This is a genomic window from Streptomyces sp. JJ66 (genome assembly GCF_019303495.1).
Lineage (GTDB): Bacteria > Actinomycetota > Actinomycetes > Streptomycetales > Streptomycetaceae > Streptomyces.
This window is the reverse complement of sequence record NZ_JAEVFI010000011.1, coordinates 175,068-192,415: the sequence shown is the minus strand read 5'-3', so window position 1 is coordinate 192,415 and position 17,348 is coordinate 175,068. Positions and strand designations below refer to the sequence as shown.

General features: G+C 70.6%; 16 protein-coding genes and 3 tRNA genes. 15 read left to right on the top strand and 4 right to left on the bottom strand.

The genetic code is table 11. From position 1 onward, the window contains the following. Nucleotides 1-31: 31 nt before the first annotated feature. Complete coding sequence (locus tag JJV70_RS10535) at nt 32-691, bottom strand: NAD(P)H-binding protein (RefSeq protein ID WP_219047556.1); 660 nt, start codon at nt 689-691, stop codon at nt 32-34. Nucleotides 692-750: 59 nt separating this feature from the next. Next, the gene (locus JJV70_RS10530; protein WP_219047555.1) at nt 751-2,037 is read right to left on the bottom strand and encodes a hydrolase; all 1,287 of its coding nucleotides are present in this window, start codon (nt 2,035-2,037) and stop codon (nt 751-753) included. Nucleotides 2,038-2,477: 440 nt separating this feature from the next. On the opposite strand from JJV70_RS10530, the gene JJV70_RS10525 reads away from it, so the two are divergent. The 6 genes from JJV70_RS10525 to JJV70_RS10500 all read left to right on the top strand — a co-directional run bounded on the left by JJV70_RS10525 (nt 2,478) and on the right by JJV70_RS10500 (nt 5,031). After that, nucleotides 2,478-2,550 (top strand) — tRNA-Thr (locus tag JJV70_RS10525). A gap of 47 nt (nt 2,551-2,597) precedes the next feature. Then, nucleotides 2,598-2,673 (top strand) — tRNA-Met (locus tag JJV70_RS10520). A gap of 88 nt (nt 2,674-2,761) precedes the next feature. After that, complete coding sequence (gene rpmG / locus JJV70_RS10515) at nt 2,762-2,926, top strand: 50S ribosomal protein L33 (protein WP_219047554.1); 165 nt, start codon at nt 2,762-2,764, stop codon at nt 2,924-2,926. A gap of 126 nt (nt 2,927-3,052) precedes the next feature. Then, nucleotides 3,053-3,508 carry a MaoC family dehydratase N-terminal domain-containing protein gene (locus JJV70_RS10510; RefSeq protein WP_219047553.1) on the top strand — a complete coding sequence of 152 codons (456 nt, stop codon included), beginning with the start codon at nt 3,053-3,055 and terminating at the stop codon, nt 3,506-3,508. Nucleotide 3,509: 1 nt separating this feature from the next. Next, nucleotides 3,510-3,944, top strand: a complete 435-nt coding sequence (locus JJV70_RS10505; RefSeq protein ID WP_219047552.1) for a MaoC family dehydratase — start codon at nt 3,510-3,512, stop codon at nt 3,942-3,944. Between the two features lie 31 nt (nt 3,945-3,975). Next, nucleotides 3,976-5,031, top strand: coding sequence for a UDP-N-acetylmuramate dehydrogenase (locus JJV70_RS10500; RefSeq protein WP_219047551.1), 1,056 nt, complete (start codon nt 3,976-3,978; stop codon nt 5,029-5,031). A gap of 12 nt (nt 5,032-5,043) precedes the next feature. Here the strand turns inward: JJV70_RS10500 and JJV70_RS10495 are convergent, their stop codons facing one another. After that, nucleotides 5,044-6,066, bottom strand: coding sequence for an adenosine deaminase (locus tag JJV70_RS10495; protein ID WP_219047550.1), 1,023 nt, complete (start codon nt 6,064-6,066; stop codon nt 5,044-5,046). Nucleotides 6,067-6,191: 125 nt separating this feature from the next. Continuing rightward, nucleotides 6,192-7,439 carry a pyridoxal phosphate-dependent aminotransferase gene (locus JJV70_RS10490; RefSeq protein WP_219047549.1) on the bottom strand — a complete coding sequence of 416 codons (1,248 nt, stop codon included), beginning with the start codon at nt 7,437-7,439 and terminating at the stop codon, nt 6,192-6,194. Nucleotides 7,440-7,665: 226 nt separating this feature from the next. On the opposite strand from JJV70_RS10490, the gene JJV70_RS10485 reads away from it, so the two are divergent. The 9 genes from JJV70_RS10485 (at nt 7,666) to rpoB (ending at nt 17,296) form a co-directional block, all read left to right on the top strand. Further along, nucleotides 7,666-7,738: transfer RNA gene (locus JJV70_RS10485), tRNA-Trp, on the top strand. 112 nt (nt 7,739-7,850) lie between these two features. Continuing rightward, nucleotides 7,851-8,132 (top strand): preprotein translocase subunit SecE, encoded by a 282-nt coding sequence (secE, locus tag JJV70_RS10480; protein WP_219047548.1) that lies wholly within the window; start codon nt 7,851-7,853, stop codon nt 8,130-8,132. A 56-nt stretch (nt 8,133-8,188) separates the two neighbouring features. Continuing rightward, nucleotides 8,189-9,124, top strand: coding sequence for a transcription termination/antitermination protein NusG (gene nusG, locus JJV70_RS10475; protein ID WP_219047547.1), 936 nt, complete (start codon nt 8,189-8,191; stop codon nt 9,122-9,124). Nucleotides 9,125-9,375: 251 nt separating this feature from the next. Then, nucleotides 9,376-9,810 (top strand): 50S ribosomal protein L11, encoded by a 435-nt coding sequence (gene rplK, locus JJV70_RS10470; RefSeq protein WP_191209784.1) that lies wholly within the window; start codon nt 9,376-9,378, stop codon nt 9,808-9,810. 83 nt (nt 9,811-9,893) lie between these two features. Then, entirely contained in the window at nt 9,894-10,616 is a 723-nt protein-coding gene (gene rplA / locus JJV70_RS10465; RefSeq protein WP_219047546.1) for a 50S ribosomal protein L1, read from the top strand. Nucleotides 10,617-10,735: 119 nt separating this feature from the next. Beyond that, entirely contained in the window at nt 10,736-11,662 is a 927-nt protein-coding gene (locus JJV70_RS10460; RefSeq protein ID WP_219047545.1) for a hypothetical protein, read from the top strand. Nucleotides 11,663-12,058: 396 nt separating this feature from the next. Next, nucleotides 12,059-12,616 (top strand): 50S ribosomal protein L10, encoded by a 558-nt coding sequence (rplJ, locus tag JJV70_RS10455; protein ID WP_219047544.1) that lies wholly within the window; start codon nt 12,059-12,061, stop codon nt 12,614-12,616. 93 nt (nt 12,617-12,709) lie between these two features. Then, nucleotides 12,710-13,099 carry a 50S ribosomal protein L7/L12 gene (rplL, locus tag JJV70_RS10450; protein WP_219047543.1) on the top strand — a complete coding sequence of 130 codons (390 nt, stop codon included), beginning with the start codon at nt 12,710-12,712 and terminating at the stop codon, nt 13,097-13,099. Nucleotides 13,100-13,813: 714 nt separating this feature from the next. Next, nucleotides 13,814-17,296 carry a DNA-directed RNA polymerase subunit beta gene (rpoB, locus tag JJV70_RS10445; protein WP_219047542.1) on the top strand — a complete coding sequence of 1,161 codons (3,483 nt, stop codon included), beginning with the start codon at nt 13,814-13,816 and terminating at the stop codon, nt 17,294-17,296. Nucleotides 17,297-17,348 lie beyond the last annotated feature (52 nt).

The following is a 17,348-nucleotide window of genomic DNA, read 5'->3' as shown; positions in this document are numbered from 1 at the left end:
CGCCCGGGGTGGTCTGGGTCGCGGGCTCGGCTCAGCGCGCCAGAGCGGCGACGGCGGTGGGTACCGGGGTGTCGCCGGTGATGAGGTTCAGGGTGTGACCTGCGGTGAGGGGTTCGTCCAGGAGGGCGGTGAGGACGGCGGCCACGTCGTCGCGGGGGATCTCCGCGCGCTCGGCGTCCGCGTCGAGCTGAACGCGGCCGGTGCCCGGGTCGTCGGTGAGGCGGCCGGGGCGCAGGATCGTCCAGTCCAGGTCGGTGCGGCTGCGGATGGCCGCGTCGGCGGCGCCCTTGGCGCGCAGGTAGGCGGCGAACGCCTCGTTCGTGCCCGGCGGTGGCTCGCTGTCTGCCCCCATGGAAGAGACGACGATCAGGCGGCGGACTCCGGCGCGGGCGGCGGCGTCGGCGAAGAGCTCGGCGCCCGCGCGGTCCATGGACTCCTTGCGGGCTGATCCGCTGCCGGGGCCGGAGCCTGCGGCGAAGACGGCGGCGTCCGCCCCCGCGAGGTGGGAGGCGACCTCCTCGACGGACGCCGACTCCAGGTCGCAGTGCACCGGTTCGGCGCCCGTAGCCGCCACCTCCGACGCGGCCTCCGGGCGGCGGATCAGGCCCACGGCCTCATCACCGCGCGCGGTGAGCAGGCGCTCCAGGCGCAGTGCGATCTGTCCGTTTCCCCCTGCGATGACTGTGCGCATGCCCCGACCGTACGGCACCGGCACCGAAAGCCGACACTGGTGCCGGCACCGGCGCCGTGTCACCCCTGTGCCTGGCGCGGCAGGCTGAGCCCCGCGCCCTCAGCGGTGTCCGCCGGGGAGCAGAACTCGCGCACGGCGCTGGTGCGCGCGACGACGCGCCCCCGGTGCACCACCACCCGGCTGTACCCGAGCGACAGCACGCCCGGCAGCGTCTGCCCGCGCACCGCCAGCAGCTCCGCCGGGAACCCCGCCTCGACGCGCACGGGCGGCAGCCCCAGCACGGTGCGGGCCCGCGCGCTGACGGCCGCGTACGCCTCCTCGGGCGTGGCCTCTCCGCGTGCGGCCAACAGGTAGGCGGCCTCCAGCGGATCGCCGCGCCCGACCGGGTTGCGGGTGTCGCGCAGGGCGCCGCTGCCCGCCGCGACGTGCACGCCCGCAGCCCGCAGCAGCCGCACCGGTGCGGTGAACGCGGTGAACGCGGTGGACGGGGCGGGCCTGGTGCGGTAGCCGCAGTCGCCCTGCGGCAGCGTCACCACGCGCACTTCCGAGTCGGCCAGTTGCTCCGCGACCCGGGCCGCGACGGCGGGCGGCATGCGGGCCAAGCCGCCGCACGGGCCGAGGGTGACACCGGGGCGCAGGCCGCGCGCCATCGCGGCGAGCCGGGTCAGGCGGGCGGGGTCGGCGGCGTCGGTGTGCAGGTCCACCGCGCAGCCGTGCTCGGCGGCGAGGCTGAGGACGGCCTCGGCGTAACCGGCCGGGTCGGGGTCGAGGTCGGGGCAGCCGCCGAGGACGTCGGCGCCCATGCGCACCGCGTCGCGCAGCAGGGCCAGCGTCCTGGCGCCCGCGACGCCGGTGAGCAGCCGGGGGACGGCGACGACGCCCAGGTCGGTCAGCCCGCGCAGCTCCCGCCGCGCGCCGAGTACGGCCTGAAGAGTGCGTGGTGCGGTGTGGTCATCGATGCGCACGTGGGTGCGGATGGCCGTCGTGCCGTGGCCGAGCTGGAGCAACGCCGCCTCCGTGGTGCGCCGCTGCACCTCGCGGGGTGCGGAGGACGGTGGCCCGTCGGTGTCGGCGGTCAGCGCGTTGTCGTGGTGCGCGTGGGGCTCGGCGGGCGCCGGAAGCAGCAGGTAGCCGCGCAGGTCGAGGTGGCAGCCCGCAGCGCGCGCCGTGCGGTCCACCAGACTGCCCGCGCGGCCGACGGCCTCGATGCGCCCGGCGGTGACGCGGACATCCACTTCCGCGCCGTCGGCCAGCCGCGCCCCGCTGAGCACGAGTGTGCCGCTTCCCGCCGGGGGTGGCGGGGAGGACGGGGAGCGCGGGGTTTCGGGTGGCTGTCGGTCCGGCATCGGACTCCCGGTCTGGACGCGGGCGAATCAGCGGGCGAAATCAGCGAACGGGATCAGCGAACGGGATCAGCGGGCGGGATCAGCGGGCGGGATCAGCGGGCGGGATCAGCCGAGCCTAGGGCGCGGCCCCGCCCGGACCCGGCCCAGACGGCGACCAGCGGGGATAAGTCGTACTGATCGCGGTCTCACCGCGCGCAGGCGCCCGCACGCGGTGAGGTACCGGTGGCGGGGTCCGCCCCCGGTAACCGGGGCGTCCGCAGGCGTGCGTCACCGGCGTCCGCGCGCGGCCCCGAGTGCGGGCGCGGCAGCTGGTCGCAGGCGTCCGCCCGCGCGGACCGGGGCCGTCTCACCGGCGTCTCAGCAGCGCCCCGGAAGCCCGGCCGCGTCGCCGGATACGGATTTCACCTTCGGCGGCCGAGCGTGTAGTGTCTTCATCGCTCGCCCCAATAGCTCAGTCGGCAGAGCGTCTCCATGGTAAGGAGAAGGTCAACGGTTCGATTCCGTTTTGGGGCTCTGGTGTGTGAGGCCGTCCGCGTTCGGCGGGGGGCCGTCCACATCGTGGCGGCGTAGCTCAGTCGGTAGAGCAAACGGCTCATAATCGTTGTGTCACCGGTTCAAGTCCGGTCGCCGCTACCACAACCAGTAGCCGATGGTGGGGTCGGTCCTACGATCGGCTACTCTTTCTGCGTTATATCCCATTCGTTCGCGTCAAGGAGCACTCAACGTGGCTGCCACCGACGTCCGCCCGAAGATCACGCTGGCCTGCGTGGAGTGCAAGGAGCGGAACTACATCACCAAGAAGAACCGGCGGAACAACCCGGACCGCCTGGAGATGAAGAAGCACTGCCCGCGCTGCGACGCGCACACCGCGCACCGCGAGACGCGCTGACACAGGTTTCGACGCTGAGGCCGCCCCCGTGCAGACGGGGGCGGCCTCACGCCGTTGACGCCCCGCAGCAGTCACTCAGCGATTCCCGTCAGCAGGAGCAGCAGGAGCAGCAGGAGGTACCGGGTCATGGCCCTGGACCAGTCGTTCGTCGGGCGCACCTACCCGCCCACCGCGCCTTACGAGGTCGGCCGCGAGAAGATCCGCGAGTTCGCCGAGGCGGTCGGTGACGCGCACCCCGCCTACACCGACGCGGACGCGGCCCGTGCCCTCGGCCACCGGGACGTGATCGCTCCGCCGACGTTCGTGTTCAGCGTGACCTTCCGCGCGGCCGGTGACGTCATCCACGACCCCCACCTCGGCCTGGACTACGCCCGCGTGGTCCACGGTGACCAGCGCTTCCGCTACACCCGCCCGGTCACCGCGGGCGACGTCCTCACCGTGACCTCCGCCATCGAGTCGATCAAGTCCCTGGCGGGCAACGACGTGATCGACATCCGTGGCGAGGTGCACGACGCGTCCGGTGAGCACGTCGTGACCGCCTGGGCGAAGATGGTGGCCCGCGCGGCGGGGGAGGAGCGCTGACATGACCGCCACCATCGCCTACGCCGACGTCGAGCTGGGCACCGAACTGCCCGCGCAGAGCTTCCCGGTGCGCCGCGACACGCTCGTGCGCTACGCCGGAGCGTCCGGGGACTTCAACCCGATTCACTGGAACGAGCGGTTCGCCCGCGAGGTGGGTCTGCCGGACGTCATCGCGCACGGCATGTTCACCATGGCCTGTGCCGTCCGCGTCGTCACCGACTGGGCCGGTGACCCGGCCGCCGTCATCGAGTACGGCGTCCGCTTCACCAAGCCCGTCATCGTCCCGGACGACGACGAGGGGGCCCGCATCGAGGTCAGCGCCAAGGTCGCGGCCAAGCTGGACGACGACGCCCGCACCGTCCGCGTCGATCTCACCGCGACCAGCGCGGGCCAGAAGGTGCTGGGCATGGCCCGCGCCGTGGTCCGCCTCGCCTGAGCCGCCCGGCCGCCCCCGTACGCTGGTGCCCGTGCAGGAACTTCCCCACGCCCCGCTCGCCCCGCTGACCACCTTCCGGCTCGGCGGCCCGGCCGACCGGCTGCTCACCGCCACCACCGACGCCGAGGTCATCGACGCCGTGCGCGCGGCCGACGCGGCGGGCATGCCGCTGCTGCTCATCGGCGGCGGCAGCAACCTCGTCATCGCCGACGCGGGCTTCCGTGGCACCGCGCTGCGCGTCGCCACCACCGGCTTCACACTGGACGGCACGCACCTGGAGCTGGCGGCGGGCGAGAACTGGTCGGACGCGGTGGCCCGCACCGTCGAGGCGGGGCTGGCGGGCGTCGAGTGCCTGGCGGGCATCCCGGGCTCGGCGGGCGCGACGCCGATCCAGAACGTCGGCGCCTACGGGCAGGAGGTGTCCTCGGTCATCACCGAGGTCGTCGCCTACGACCGCGTCACCGACGCGACGGTGACGATCCCGGCCGCCGAGTGCGGCTTCGCCTACCGGCACAGCCGCTTCAAGGCCGACCCGGGCCGCTTCGTCGTGCTGCGGGTGCGGTGCGCCCTGGAGGACGCCGGCGGGCTCTCCGCGCCCGTGCGGTACGCGGAGACGGCGCGGGCGCTCGGCGTGCGGGTCGGCGAGCGGGTGCCCGTGGCCCGGGCCCGGGAGACGGTGCTCAAACTCCGCGCGGGCAAGGGCATGGTGCTCGACCCGGAGGACCACGACACCTGGTCGGCCGGTTCCTTCTTCACCAACCCCCAGCTCACCGAGGCCGAGCACGCCGCGTTCCTCGCCCGCGTCGCTCAGCGCCTTGGGCCGGACGCGGCGGCCCCGGCCTGGCCGGTGGGCGACGGCCGGGTGAAGACCTCCGCCGCCTGGCTCATCGACCACGCCGGGTTCCCCAAGGGCCACGGCGCGGGCCCGGCCCGCATCTCCACCAAGCACACCCTGGCCCTGACCAACCGTGGCACGGCCACCACCGCCGAGCTGCTGGACCTGGCCCGCGAGGTCCGCGAGGGCGTGCACGCGGCCTTCGGCGTCACCCTGGTCAACGAGCCCGTCACCGTGGGCTGCGCGCTGTAGCGGGCGCACCCTTCAGCTCTGCGCCAGCCACGCGTCCACGTCGGCCAGCAGCTCGGCCCGTACCGGCTCCGGAGCCCGCGTCGCCCGGATCGACTGCCGGGCCAGCTCGGCCAGCTCCGCGTCGGTGAAGCCGTGGTGGTCGCGCACGAGTTCGTACTGCGCGGCCAGCCGGGAGCCGAACAGCAGCGGGTCATCCGCGCCCAGCGCCATCGGCACGCCCGCGTCCCACAGCGTGCGCAGCGGTACGTCGGCTGGCTTGTCGTACACGCCGAGCGCGACGTTCGACGCCGGGCACACCTCGCAGGTGACGCCCGCGTCCGCCAGCCGCGCCAGCAGCCGCGGGTCCTCCGCCGCCCGCACCCCGTGCCCCACGCGCCCGGCGTGCAGGTCGTCCAGGCAGTCGCGGACGCTGGCCGGGCCGGACAGCTCGCCGCCGTGCGGGGCCGCCAGCAGGCCGCCGTCGCGGGCGATGGCGAAGGCGCGGTCGAAGTCGCGTGCGAAGCCGCGCCGCTCGTCGTTGGACAGGCCAAATCCGACGATGCCCCGGTCCCGGTAGCGCACCGCGAGCCGGGCCAGGGTGCGCGCGTCCAGCGGGTGTTTCATGCGGTTCGCGGCGATCAGTACGCGGATCGGCAGCCCGGTGTCCCGCTGGGCGCGGTCCACGGCGTCCAAAATGATCTCCAGGGCCGGGATCAGTCCGCCCAGGCGGGGCGCGTAGGACGTGGGGTCCACCTGGATCTCCAGCCAGCGCGAGCCGTCGGCCACGTCCTCCTCGGCCGCCTCGCGCACCAGTCGCTGGATGTCCTCGGGTGCGCGCAGGCAGGAACGCGCGGCGTCGTACAGGCGCTGGAAGCGGAACCAGCCGCGCTCGTCGGTGGCCCGCAGCTTCGGCGGCCGGGCGCCGCGCAGCGCCTCCGGCAGGTGGACGCCGTACTTGTCGGCCAGGTCCAGCAGCGTGCCGGGCCGCATCGAGCCGGTGAAGTGCAGGTGCAGGTGGGCCTTGGGGAGCAGACGGACATCACGCGCGCGTTCCATCCCCAGATCCTGCCGCACCCGCGACGCGCCCGGAAGCGGCTTTTGGCGAAACCCCCGCCGAACGAGTGCGGGGCGGGTCCCGGCCCGTGCCGGAACCCGCCCCGGAAGCGGGCCGCGAGCGGGTGTCAGTCGCGCGCCTCGGCCAGCAGCTTCTGGAGGCGTGAGACGCCCTCCACCAGGTCCTCGTCGCCCAGCGCGTAGGACAGCCGCAGGTAGCCCGGGGTGCCGAACGCCTCACCCGGGACGACGGCGACCTCCGCCTCCTCCAGGATCAGCGCCGCCAGCTCCACGCTGTCGGCCGGACGCTGGCCCCGGATCTCCTTGCCCAGCAGCGCCTTCACCGACGGGTAGGCGTAGAACGCGCCCTCGGGCTCCGGGCACACCACGCCGTCGATCTCGTTCAGCATGCGCACGATGGTGCGACGCCGCCGGTCGAAGGACTCCTTCATCTGCTCCACGGCGGTCAGGTCACCGGAGACGGCGGCCAGCGCGGCGGCCTGCGCGACGTTGCTCACGTTGGACGTGGCGTGCGACTGCAGGTTGGTGGCGGCCTTGACGATGTCCTTCGGGCCGATGACCCAGCCCACGCGCCAGCCCGTCATGGCGTACGTCTTCGCCACGCCGTTGACGATGACGCAGCGGTCGGCCAGCTCCGGGACGACGACCGGCAGCGAGCTGAACTCGGCGTCGCCGTAGACGAGGTGCTCGTAGATCTCGTCCGTCATCACCCACAGGCCCCTCTCGGCGGCCCAGCGGCCCACCGCCTCGACCTGCTCCCGGGGGTAGACCGCGCCCGTCGGGTTGGACGGGGAGACGAACAGCAGCACCTTCGTGCGCTCGGTGCGCGCCGCCTCCAGCTGCTCGACGCTGACCTGGTACCCCGTCGTCTCGTCCGCCACCACCGGCACCGGCACGCCACCGGCGAGCTTGATCGACTCCGGGTACGTGGTCCAGTACGGAGCCGGGACGATGACCTCGTCACCCGGGTCCAGCATCGCCGCGAACGCCTCGTAGATCGCCTGCTTGCCGCCGTTGGTGACCAGCACGTTCGCCGCCTCGACCCGGTATCCGGAATCGCGCAGCGTCTTGTCCGCGATCGCGGCCTTCAGCTCGGGCAGGCCGCCGGCCGGGGTGTACCGGTGGAACTTGGGGTTCCGGCACGCCTCCACCGCGGCCTCGACGATGTAGTCGGGCGTCGGGAAGTCCGGCTCGCCCGCGCCGAAGCCGATCACGGGGCGGCCGGCCGCCTTGAGCGCCTTCGCTTTGGCATCGACGGCGAGCGTCGCGGACTCGGAGATCGAGCCGACGCGTGCGGAGACGCGGTTGCCGGCGGGCGCGGTCGCGGAGGAGTCGGAGGGAATCGCAGCAGTCATAGGTGGCATCGTCGCAGACTCGTAGGGGCCCGGACACGGCGGTTTCACCGTGCGGAAGGGCGTTCTTACGGGGCGGCGGGGCGCCTACCCACGCGGGAGTCCCGGCGAACCTGTTCGACGCCACGGCGGCGAGCACGTACACTCATCCCTCGTTGGCCCCCGATCACGGTGTCCGTCCAGCCACTGAGCGCAGTGGCCAGGATGCGGTAGGTTGAGGGGACGGCAAAGGGTCGTAGCTCAATTGGTAGAGCACTGGTCTCCAAAACCAGCGGTTGGGGGTTCAAGTCCCTCCGGCCCTGCTCACGCATCTCACCCCCTAAGATGGTGCGTGCAGGCGTACGTACTGAAATGCACCGCCGTGCGGCCAGGCCGGGCGTCGCACGGCCACGACCCCGGATCAGGTGAGGACAAGTGGCGGAGATCACGGATACTGCCGAGGTCCCGGAGCCCGGGGGTTCGTCGGACGACCAGAAGCCGCGACGCGGGGGAAAGCGCGGCAAGAAGGGCCCGCTGGGCCGTCTGGGGCTGTTCTACCGCCAGATCGTCGCCGAGCTGCGCAAGGTCGTCTGGCCCACCCGGCAGCAGCTCGCCACCTACACCACCGTCGTGATCTTCTTCGTGCTGATCATGATCGGTTTCATCTTCGTGATGGACTACGGGTTCAGCGAGGCCGTCAAGTTCGTCTTCGGCTGACCACGCCGACCGAGCCCACGTGATCGACCCCATAAAGCCAGGAAGAAGCAGCTACCGTGTCTGACCCGAACCTGAACGACGCCGTCGATCCCGCCGAGGGCGGTGAGGCCGCGCTCGGCTCCGTCGAGCGGGCCGCGGACGACAGCGTTGAGCAGGCCGCCGCAGCTGCCGACGCCGCACCGGCCGCGGAGGCCGGAGCCGACGCACCCCACGCCCAGGACGCATCCGCCCAGGACGCTGAGGATGCCGCCGTGCCGGATGCCGCCGCGTCCGCCGGGGAGCCCGACAGCGCCGACGCGCCGGTCACCGCCGCCGAGGAGTCCCCGGAGGCTGAGGAAGCCGGGGACGCCGAGGAGGCCGTCGAGCAGGAGCCGGTGGACCCGGTCGCCGCCCTGCGCGACGAGCTGCGCCACCAGCCCGGCGAGTGGTACGTCATCCACACCTACGCGGGCTACGAGAACCGCGTGAAGACCAACCTCGAACAGCGCGCCGTCTCGCTGAACGTCGAGGACTACATCTTCCAGGCCGAGGTGCCCCAGGAAGAGGTCGCGCAGATCAAGAACGGCGAGCGCCGCACCGTCCGCCAGAACAAGCTGCCCAGCTACGTGCTGGTGCGCATGGAGCTGACGAACGAGTCCTGGGGTGTCGTGCGCAACACCCCCGGCGTCACCGGCTTCGTCGGCAACGCCTACGACCCGTACCCGCTGACGCTGGACGAGGTCGTCAAGATGCTGGCCCCCGAGGCCGAGGCGAAGGCCGCCAAGGAGGCCGCCGACGCCGAGGGCCGCCCGGCGCCCAGCCGCAAGGTGGAGGTCCAGGTCCTCGACTTCGAGGTCGGCGACTCGGTCACCGTCACCGACGGCCCCTTCGCCACCCTCCAGGCCACGATCAACGAGATCAACGCCGACTCCAAGAAGGTCAAGGGCCTGGTCGAGATCTTCGGCCGCGAAACCCCCGTCGAGCTCAGCTTCGACCAGATCCAGAAGAACTGAGCCTCAGGCTCGCGCCGCTCGCTGTCATCGAAGCCCCTGCCATCCCGGTGGGGGCTTCGGCGTGTGAGCGGCCTCTCGCTCGGACGCCGGGACGACTGCTCCCGCGTTTGGGGTCCAGCGGCGGCGCCCGGCACCGTACGGGGCGGGCGGATTCGGAGTCCGGGCGGAGAACCGCTATCGTGGTGCGGTATGCCTCCATCCGGATGACGGATGGTTTGGCGGAATACTCTCACTCAAGACCCGGAGAGAGCATGCCTCCCAAGAAGAAGAAGGTCACGGGGCTGATCAAGCTCCAGATCCAGGCCGGTGCCGCGAACCCGGCTCCGCCGGTCGGCCCCGCGCTGGGCCAGCACGGCGTCAACATCATGGAGTTCTGCAAGGCCTACAACGCCGCGACCGAGTCGCAGCGCGGCTGGGTGATCCCGGTGGAGATCACGGTCTACGAGGACCGTTCCTTCACCTTCATCACCAAGACGCCGCCGGCCGCCAAGATGATCCTCAAGGCCGCGGGCGTGGAGAAGGGCTCCGGCGAGCCGCACGTGAAGAAGGTCGCCAAGATCACGCGCGACCAGGTGCGGGAGATCGCCACCACCAAGATGCCCGACCTCAACGCCAACGACTTGGACGCCGCCGAGAAGATCATCGCCGGCACCGCCCGTTCCATGGGCGTCACGGTCGAGGGCTGACCTCCAGCCACGCAGTTTTTCCGTGGGAGGGCCAGGCGCTGGCCCGGACACCACGGCTCCACACCTGAACACCAGGAGCAGCAGTGAAGCGCAGCAAGACCCTCCGCAGCGCGGACACCAAGATCGACCGGGCGCGCCAGTACGCCCCGCTTGAGGCCGTCCGCCTGGCCAAGGAGACCTCCGCCGCCAAGTTCGACGCGACCGTCGAGGTGGCCTTCCGTCTGGGTGTTGACCCGCGCAAGGCCGACCAGATGGTCCGCGGCACCGTGAACCTCCCGCACGGCACCGGCAAGACCGCCCGGGTCCTGGTCTTCGCGACCGGTGACCGTGCTGCGGCGGCGGAGGCCGCGGGCGCCGACATCGTCGGCGCCGACGAGCTGATCGACGAGATCTCCAAGGGCAACCGCCTGAACGAGTTCGACGCCGTCGTCGCGACCCCGGACCTCATGGGCAAGGTCGGCCGCCTGGGCCGCGTGCTCGGTCCGCGTGGTCTGATGCCGAACCCGAAGACCGGCACCGTCACCCCTGACGTGGCCAGGGCCGTCACCGAGATCAAGGGCGGCAAGATCGAGTTCCGTGTTGACAAGCACGCCAACCTGCACTTCATCATCGGCAAGGTGTCGTTCGATGAGCAGCAGCTGGTGGAGAACTACGGCGCGGCGCTGGAGGAGATCCTGCGCCTGAAGCCGTCCGCCGCGAAGGGCCGGTACATCAAGAAGGCCACCATCACCACCACGATGGGCCCCGGTATCCCGGTTGACGGCAACCGCACCCGCAACCTCCTCGTGGAGGAGGAGGCGGCGTAACGCGCTGTCCCACGCTGTCGGCAGGCCCCCGCTCCCCCGGAGCGGGGGCCTGCCGCGTTCCTGGTCAGCGGGCTGCACTACGGTAGGCGCACCGAATACAACAGCACGTGGGGGGATTCATGAACCCGATACGCAAGACGGCGCTGGGCGCCACCAGCCTGGCCCTGGCCCTCGCTCTGACCGGCTGCACCGGCGATGAGGACGACAAGGGCAGCGCCAAGGCCGAGGGGTCGGCGGCGGCCTCCAAGCCCGCCGAGGACCGTGCGCAGGGCAGTCCCGCCCTGCAGGCGATGACGGCCGCGAACCAGCGCGTCGCGGAGTTCCAGTCCGCCAAGGTCAAGATGACCATGAAGTCGCCCGAGGAGCTGGGCGGCAACGTGGACCTCAGCGGCGTGATGCAGTGGAATCCGACGGCGATGGACGTCACGATGAGCGGCGCGCCGGAGTCCGGCATGCCACAGGAGACCAGGCTTGTCTGGCTGGACAACGTCATGTACATCGACGCAGGCGAGGAAATGGCTGCCGAGATGGACGGCAAGCAGTGGGTGAAGCTGGACTTCGCCGCACTGGCCGAGGAGTCCGGTAACGAGCAGCTGGCCAGCGCCATGACGCGCGGCATGCAGGACCAGCAGAACCCCGCTCAGCAGCTCGCGATGCTGCTGAACTCGCCCAACATCGAGCACCGGGGCGAGGAGACCATCGATGGCCAGAAGACGCAGCACTACAGCGGCACCCTGACCGTCGAGGAGGCCCTGGAGGCCAACGAGGCGCTGTCGGAGGCGTTCACGGAGGAGGAGCGCGAGCAGCTGTGGGCCAATGTCGAGAAGACCGGCGTCGAGAATTACGAGATCGCCGTGTGGGTCAACGAGGACGACCTTCCGGTCCGCATGGACATGAAGACGACGACGCCACAGGGTGTCGTCGAGGTGACCCAGCACCTCAGCGACTTCGGCGACGGAGCCGACATCACGGCGCCCCCGGCCGGCGAGACCGCCGACTTCTTCCAGGAGCTGAAGGAGGCCGCCGAGGAGGAAGGCGCGGCGTGACGCCGACTCGGACGCCGGGCGCGTCGGCGGCCTGCCCAGCGGGTCCCCGCGCCGGGCGCCCGGGGACGCCCGGCAGGGATTTGCGCCGGTCGGCACCGACCCCGTAGGCTGTCGCGGTAGCCAAAGACCGCTGGTCGTTGCTGCGTGCCGGAAACGGCGCTCAGCGGCCTAAGGATTCGCTTTCGAGCGGACGGCCCGTGCAGGCACGCAAGGTCATTACTCCCGCCGGGTGTCACCACCTCGCCGGTCGAGTTCCGTCCCGTGTGCCTGCGCACCCGGGACGTTTTCGTTTGTGTGCGCAGTCCTTCTTCGTGTGCCCGATGGGGCGGTCCGGCGCGACAAGACCGGTCGGCAGACCGGTCAGGACCACAACACCCGGAAGGAGGCGCGAGGCTCATGGCGACGCCCGACAAGGTCGCAGCCGTTGAGGAGATGACGGGCAAGTTCCGCAACTCCAACGCCGCTGTGGTCACCGCGTACACCGGCCTTTCCGTGGCCCAGCTCAAGCAGCTGCGCCGCTCGCTCGGTGACAACGCCCAGTACCGTGTGGTGAAGAACACGCTGACGAAGATCGCGGCCAAGGAGGCCGGGGTCAACGAGCTGGAGGAGTTCCTCACTGGCTCGACCGCCGTCACCTTCGTGACCGGTGACCCGGTCGAGGCGGCGAAGAGCCTGCGTGACTTCGCCAAGGACAACCCCGCCCTGGAAATCAAGGGCGGCGTCCTTGAGGGCAGGGCTCTGTCCGCGGACGAGATCAAGAAGCTTGCGGACCTTGAGTCCCGCGAGGTGCTGCTCGCCAAGCTGGCCGGTGGCATGAAGGCGTCCATGGCGAAGGCCGCGGCGACCTTCCAGGCCCCGCTCACGAAGTTCGTCCGCACCGCGGACGCGCTGCGTGCCAAGCAGGCCGAGCAGGGCGGTGCCGACACGTCGGCTCCCGCCGAGGCCGCGGAGTAACCACCCCGGTACGCCGCAGCCCAGCGGGCCGGTACGCCCGCCTTTGATGTACGACAACCCGGCACCTGCCGAACGATGTGGAAGGACGCCACCATGGCGAAGCTGAGCCAGGACGAGCTGCTCGCGCAGTTCGAGGAGATGACCCTGATCGAGCTCTCCGACTTCGTGAAGAAGTTCGAGGAGAAGTTCGACGTCGAGGCCGCCGCTCCGGCCGCCGTCGCCGTTGCCGCCCCGGGCCAGGGCGGCGGCGCTGCCCCGGCCGAGGAGGAGCAGGACGAGTTCGACGTCGTCCTCACCGGCGCTGGCGACAAGAAGATCCAGGTCATCAAGGTCGTGCGTGAGCTGACCTCCCTCGGCCTGAAGGAGGCCAAGGACCTGGTAGACGGCACCCCGAAGCCGGTTCTGGAGAAGGTCAGCAAGGAGGCCGCGGAGAAGGCCAAGGACTCCCTTGAGGGCGCCGGCGCCTCCGTCGAGGTCAAGTGACCCGCTGAACCCGGGCGGGGTTCCGGACCGGCCGTTCGAACACGGCGGGTCCGGGGACCGCTCACCGAGGGCGATCACCCATCCGGGTGGTCGCCCTTCGGCGTTTTCGCACCCCTACGACCGGGTGATTTCCCGGGTTACCCGCCGGTCATCACCTCCGCCCGCGCGGCGGTTTCCTTGCCATCCCGGCGGGCGGAGGTAGGGTGATCACCGGTGTCCGGCCCGGCACCGCGTGACAGCCAGGGAGCCGTGGCCACGACCCTCGCCGGAGGCGTCCGGCGGTGCCGGGGGCGACGGCCCCGGGTGAGGCCCGGCAGTCCTCGGGGCCTTGACGAACCGGGCGATGCGCGCGATTCTCAGGGGCGTTCCGCGGGTCCTGGCCGAGGCGGCCCAAGGTTCGGCAGAGCGCGAGGCATGGAACCGCGGCGATGTGGGAAGCCTTGCCGCAGGCACTATCGGACGGGCATACAGACGGACGGGCACGAGACGCACGGCACCGCATCGCACAGCACGAGGCGGCAACCCGAGACAACCGAGGAAGAGACCACCCGGAGGGAGAGAGAGGCACTGCGCCGATCTCCGATGTTCCGCTCTGGACATCAGTGGGCCATGTGGCTACACTGACCCTTTGCGCTGCCTATTAGCTGCTCCCTGCCCGTCACCAGGGGCACCGGTATGCGCGTAGTGAGTCCGAGCCCTCGGAAGGACCCCCTCTTGGCCGCCTCGCGCAACGCCTCGACCGTCAATTCGAACAACGGCGCCAGCACCGCACCGCTGCGTATCTCCTTTGCGAAGATCAAGGAGCCCCTTGGGGTTCCCAACCTTCTCGCGCTCCAAACCGAGAGCTTTGACTGGCTGCTCGGCAATGAGGCTTGGAAGGGGCGGGTCGAGGCTGCGCTGGACCGTGGGGACGACGTCCCCACCAAGTCCGGTCTGGAGGAGATCTTCGAGGAGATCTCCCCGATCGAGGACTTCTCCGGTTCGATGTCGCTGACCTTCCGCGACCACCGTTTCGAGCCGCCGAAGAACTCCATCGACGAGTGCAAGGAGCGCGACTTCACCTACGCCGCTCCGCTGTTCGTCACGGCCGAGTTCACCAACAACGAGACCGGCGAGATCAAGTCCCAGACGGTCTTCATGGGCGACTTCCCGCTCATGACGAACAAGGGCACCTTCGTCATCAACGGCACCGAGCGTGTCGTGGTCTCCCAGCTGGTGCGCTCCCCGGGTGTCTACTTCGACAGCCAGCTGGACAAGACCTCCGACAAGGACATCTTCTCCGCCAAGGTCATCCCCTCGCGGGGCGCCTGGCTGGAGATGGAGATCGACAAGCGCGACATGGTCGGTGTGCGCATCGACCGCAAGCGCAAGCAGTCGGTCACCGTGCTGCTGAAGGCCCTGGGCTGGACGAACGACCAGATCCTGGAGGAGTTCGGCCAGTACGAGTCCATGCGCGCCACCCTGGAGAAGGACCACACCCAGGGCCAGGACGACGCGCTGCTGGACATCTACCGCAAGCTGCGTCCGGGCGAGCCGCCGACCAAGGAGGCCGCCCAGACCCTGCTGGAGAACCTCTACTTCAACCCCAAGCGCTACGACCTGGCCAAGGTCGGCCGGTACAAGATCAACAAGAAGCTCGGCGGTGACGAGCCGCTGGACTCCGGCGTGCTCACCAGCGCCGACATCATCGCCACGATCAAGTACCTGGTGAAGCTGCACGCGGGCGAGACGGAGACGGTCAGCGCCGAGGGCGACGAGATCGTCGTCGAGACCGACGACATCGACCACTTCGGCAACCGCCGCCTGCGCAACGTGGGCGAGCTGATCCAGAACCAGGTCCGCACCGGCCTGGCGCGCATGGAGCGCGTCGTGCGCGAGCGCATGACGACCCAGGACGTCGAGGCGATCACGCCGCAGACGCTGATCAACATCCGGCCGGTCGTCGCCTCCATCAAGGAGTTCTTCGGCACCAGCCAGCTGTCGCAGTTCATGGACCAGACGAACCCGCTGTCGGGCCTGACCCACAAGCGCCGCCTGTCGGCGCTGGGCCCCGGTGGTCTGTCCCGTGAGCGGGCCGGCTTCGAGGTCCGTGACGTGCACCCCTCGCACTACGGCCGCATGTGCCCGATCGAGACGCCGGAAGGCCCGAACATCGGTCTGATCGGCTCGCTCGCCTCCTACGGCCGGGTCAACGCGTTCGGTTTCGTGGAGACCCCGTACCGCAAGGTGGTGGACGGCGTCGTCACCGACGAGGCCCACTACCTGACGGCTGACGAGGAAGACCGCTACGTCATCGCGCAGGCCAACGCCCCGCTGACCGACGACATGCACTTCGCCGAGGGCCGCGTCCTGGTCCGCCGGCGGGGCGGTGAGATCGACTACGTCACCGGCACCGAGGTTGACTACATGGACGTCTCGCCGCGCCAGATGGTGTCGGTCGCGACGGCCATGATCCCCTTCCTGGAGCACGACGACGCCAACCGCGCGCTCATGGGCTCGAACATGATGCGCCAGGCGGTGCCGCTGCTGAAGGCGGAGTCGCCGCTGGTCGGCACCGGCATGGAGTACCGCTCCGCGGTGGACGCCGGTGACGTCATCAAGGCCGAGAAGGACGGCGTCGTCCAGGAGGTCTCCGCCGACTACGTCACGGTGGCCAACGACGACGGCACCTACGCCACCTACCGCGTCGCGAAGTTCTACCGCTCCAACCAGGGCACGTCCTTCAATCAGAAGGTCATCGTCGACGAGGGCGCCCGCGTCATCGAGGGCCAGGTGCTGGCCGACGGCCCGTCCACCGACGAAGGTGAGATGGCGCTCGGCAAGAACCTGCTCGTGGCGTTCATGCCGTGGGAGGGCTACAACTACGAGGACGCGATCATCCTGTCGCAGCGCCTCGTGCAGGACGACGTGCTGTCCTCGATCCACATCGAGGAGCACGAGGTGGACGCCCGGGACACCAAGCTGGGCCCGGAGGAGATTACCCGGGACATCCCGAACGTCTCCGAAGAGGTCCTGGCCGACCTGGACGAGCGCGGCATCATCCGCATCGGTGCCGAGGTCGAGGCGGGCGACATTCTCGTCGGCAAGGTCACCCCGAAGGGTGAGACGGAGCTGACGCCCGAGGAGCGCCTGCTGCGCGCGATCTTCGGCGAGAAGGCCCGCGAGGTCCGCGACACCTCGCTGAAGGTGCCGCACGGCGAGACCGGCAAGGTCATCGGCGTCCGCGTCTTCGACCGTGAGGAGGGCGACGAGCTGCCGCCGGGCGTGAACCAGCTGGTCCGCGTCTACGTCGCGCAGAAGCGCAAGATCACCGACGGTGACAAGCTCGCCGGCCGGCACGGTAACAAGGGCGTCATCTCCAAGATCCTCCCCGTCGAGGACATGCCGTTCACCGAGGACGGCACCCCGGTGGACGTCATCCTCAACCCGCTCGGCGTCCCGTCCCGGATGAACCCGGGCCAGGTCCTGGAGATCCACCTGGGCTGGCTCGCCTCCCAGGGCTGGAAGGTCGAGGGCAGCGAGGAGTGGATGGAGCGGCTGAAGGCCATCGGCGCCGACGAGGTCGCCCCGCGCACCAACGTCGCCACTCCGGTCTTCGACGGCGCCCGCGAGGACGAGCTGACGGGCCTGTTCGAGCACGCGCTGCCCAACCGCGACGGCGACCGCGTGGTGCTGCCGTCCGGCAAGGCCCGGCTGTTCGACGGCCGCTCCGGCGAGCCGTTCCCGGACCCGATCTCCATCGGCTACATGTACATCCTCAAGCTGCACCACCTGGTGGACGACAAGCTGCACGCCCGTTCCACCGGCCCGTACAGCATGATCACCCAGCAGCCGCTGGGCGGTAAGGCCCAGTTCGGTGGCCAGCGGTTCGGCGAGATGGAGGTGTGGGCCCTGGAGGCCTACGGCGCCGCCTACGCCCTCCAGGAGCTGCTGACCATCAAGTCCGACGACGTCACCGGCCGCGTGAAGGTCTACGAGGCGATCGTCAAGGGCGAGAACATCCCCGAACCCGGCATCCCCGAGTCCTTCAAGGTGCTCATCAAGGAGATGCAGTCGCTCTGCCTCAACGTGGAGGTGCTGTCCTCGGACGGCATGTCGATCGAGATGCGCGACACCGACGAGGACGTCTTCCGCGCGGCGGAGGAGCTCGGTATCGACCTGTCCCGGCGCGAGCCGAGCAGCGTCGAAGAGGTCTGACGGGCGGCCGGGGCCGCCGCACACCAGCGGCCCCGGCACTCCCCGGACCCCG

Excerpts from the sequence above, each read along its gene's own strand:
- rplK (WP_191209784.1), top strand. The coding sequence starts at position 9,376 with ATGCCTCCCAAGAAGAAGAAGGTCACGGGGCTGATCAAGCTCCAGATC.
- JJV70_RS10490 (WP_219047549.1), bottom strand. The coding sequence starts at position 7,439 with ATGACTGCTGCGATTCCCTCCGACTCCTCCGCGACCGCGCCCGCCGGC.
- rplJ (WP_219047544.1), top strand. The coding sequence starts at position 12,059 with ATGGCGACGCCCGACAAGGTCGCAGCCGTTGAGGAGATGACGGGCAAG.
- JJV70_RS10535 (WP_219047556.1), bottom strand. The coding sequence starts at position 691 with ATGCGCACAGTCATCGCAGGGGGAAACGGACAGATCGCACTGCGCCTG.
- JJV70_RS10530 (WP_219047555.1), bottom strand. The coding sequence starts at position 2,037 with ATGCCGGACCGACAGCCACCCGAAACCCCGCGCTCCCCGTCCTCCCCG.
- JJV70_RS10510 (WP_219047553.1), top strand. The coding sequence starts at position 3,053 with ATGGCCCTGGACCAGTCGTTCGTCGGGCGCACCTACCCGCCCACCGCG.
- JJV70_RS10505 (WP_219047552.1), top strand. The coding sequence starts at position 3,510 with ATGACCGCCACCATCGCCTACGCCGACGTCGAGCTGGGCACCGAACTG.
- rplL (WP_219047543.1), top strand. The coding sequence starts at position 12,710 with ATGGCGAAGCTGAGCCAGGACGAGCTGCTCGCGCAGTTCGAGGAGATG.
- JJV70_RS10460 (WP_219047545.1), top strand. The coding sequence starts at position 10,736 with ATGAACCCGATACGCAAGACGGCGCTGGGCGCCACCAGCCTGGCCCTG.
- JJV70_RS10495 (WP_219047550.1), bottom strand. The coding sequence starts at position 6,066 with ATGGAACGCGCGCGTGATGTCCGTCTGCTCCCCAAGGCCCACCTGCAC.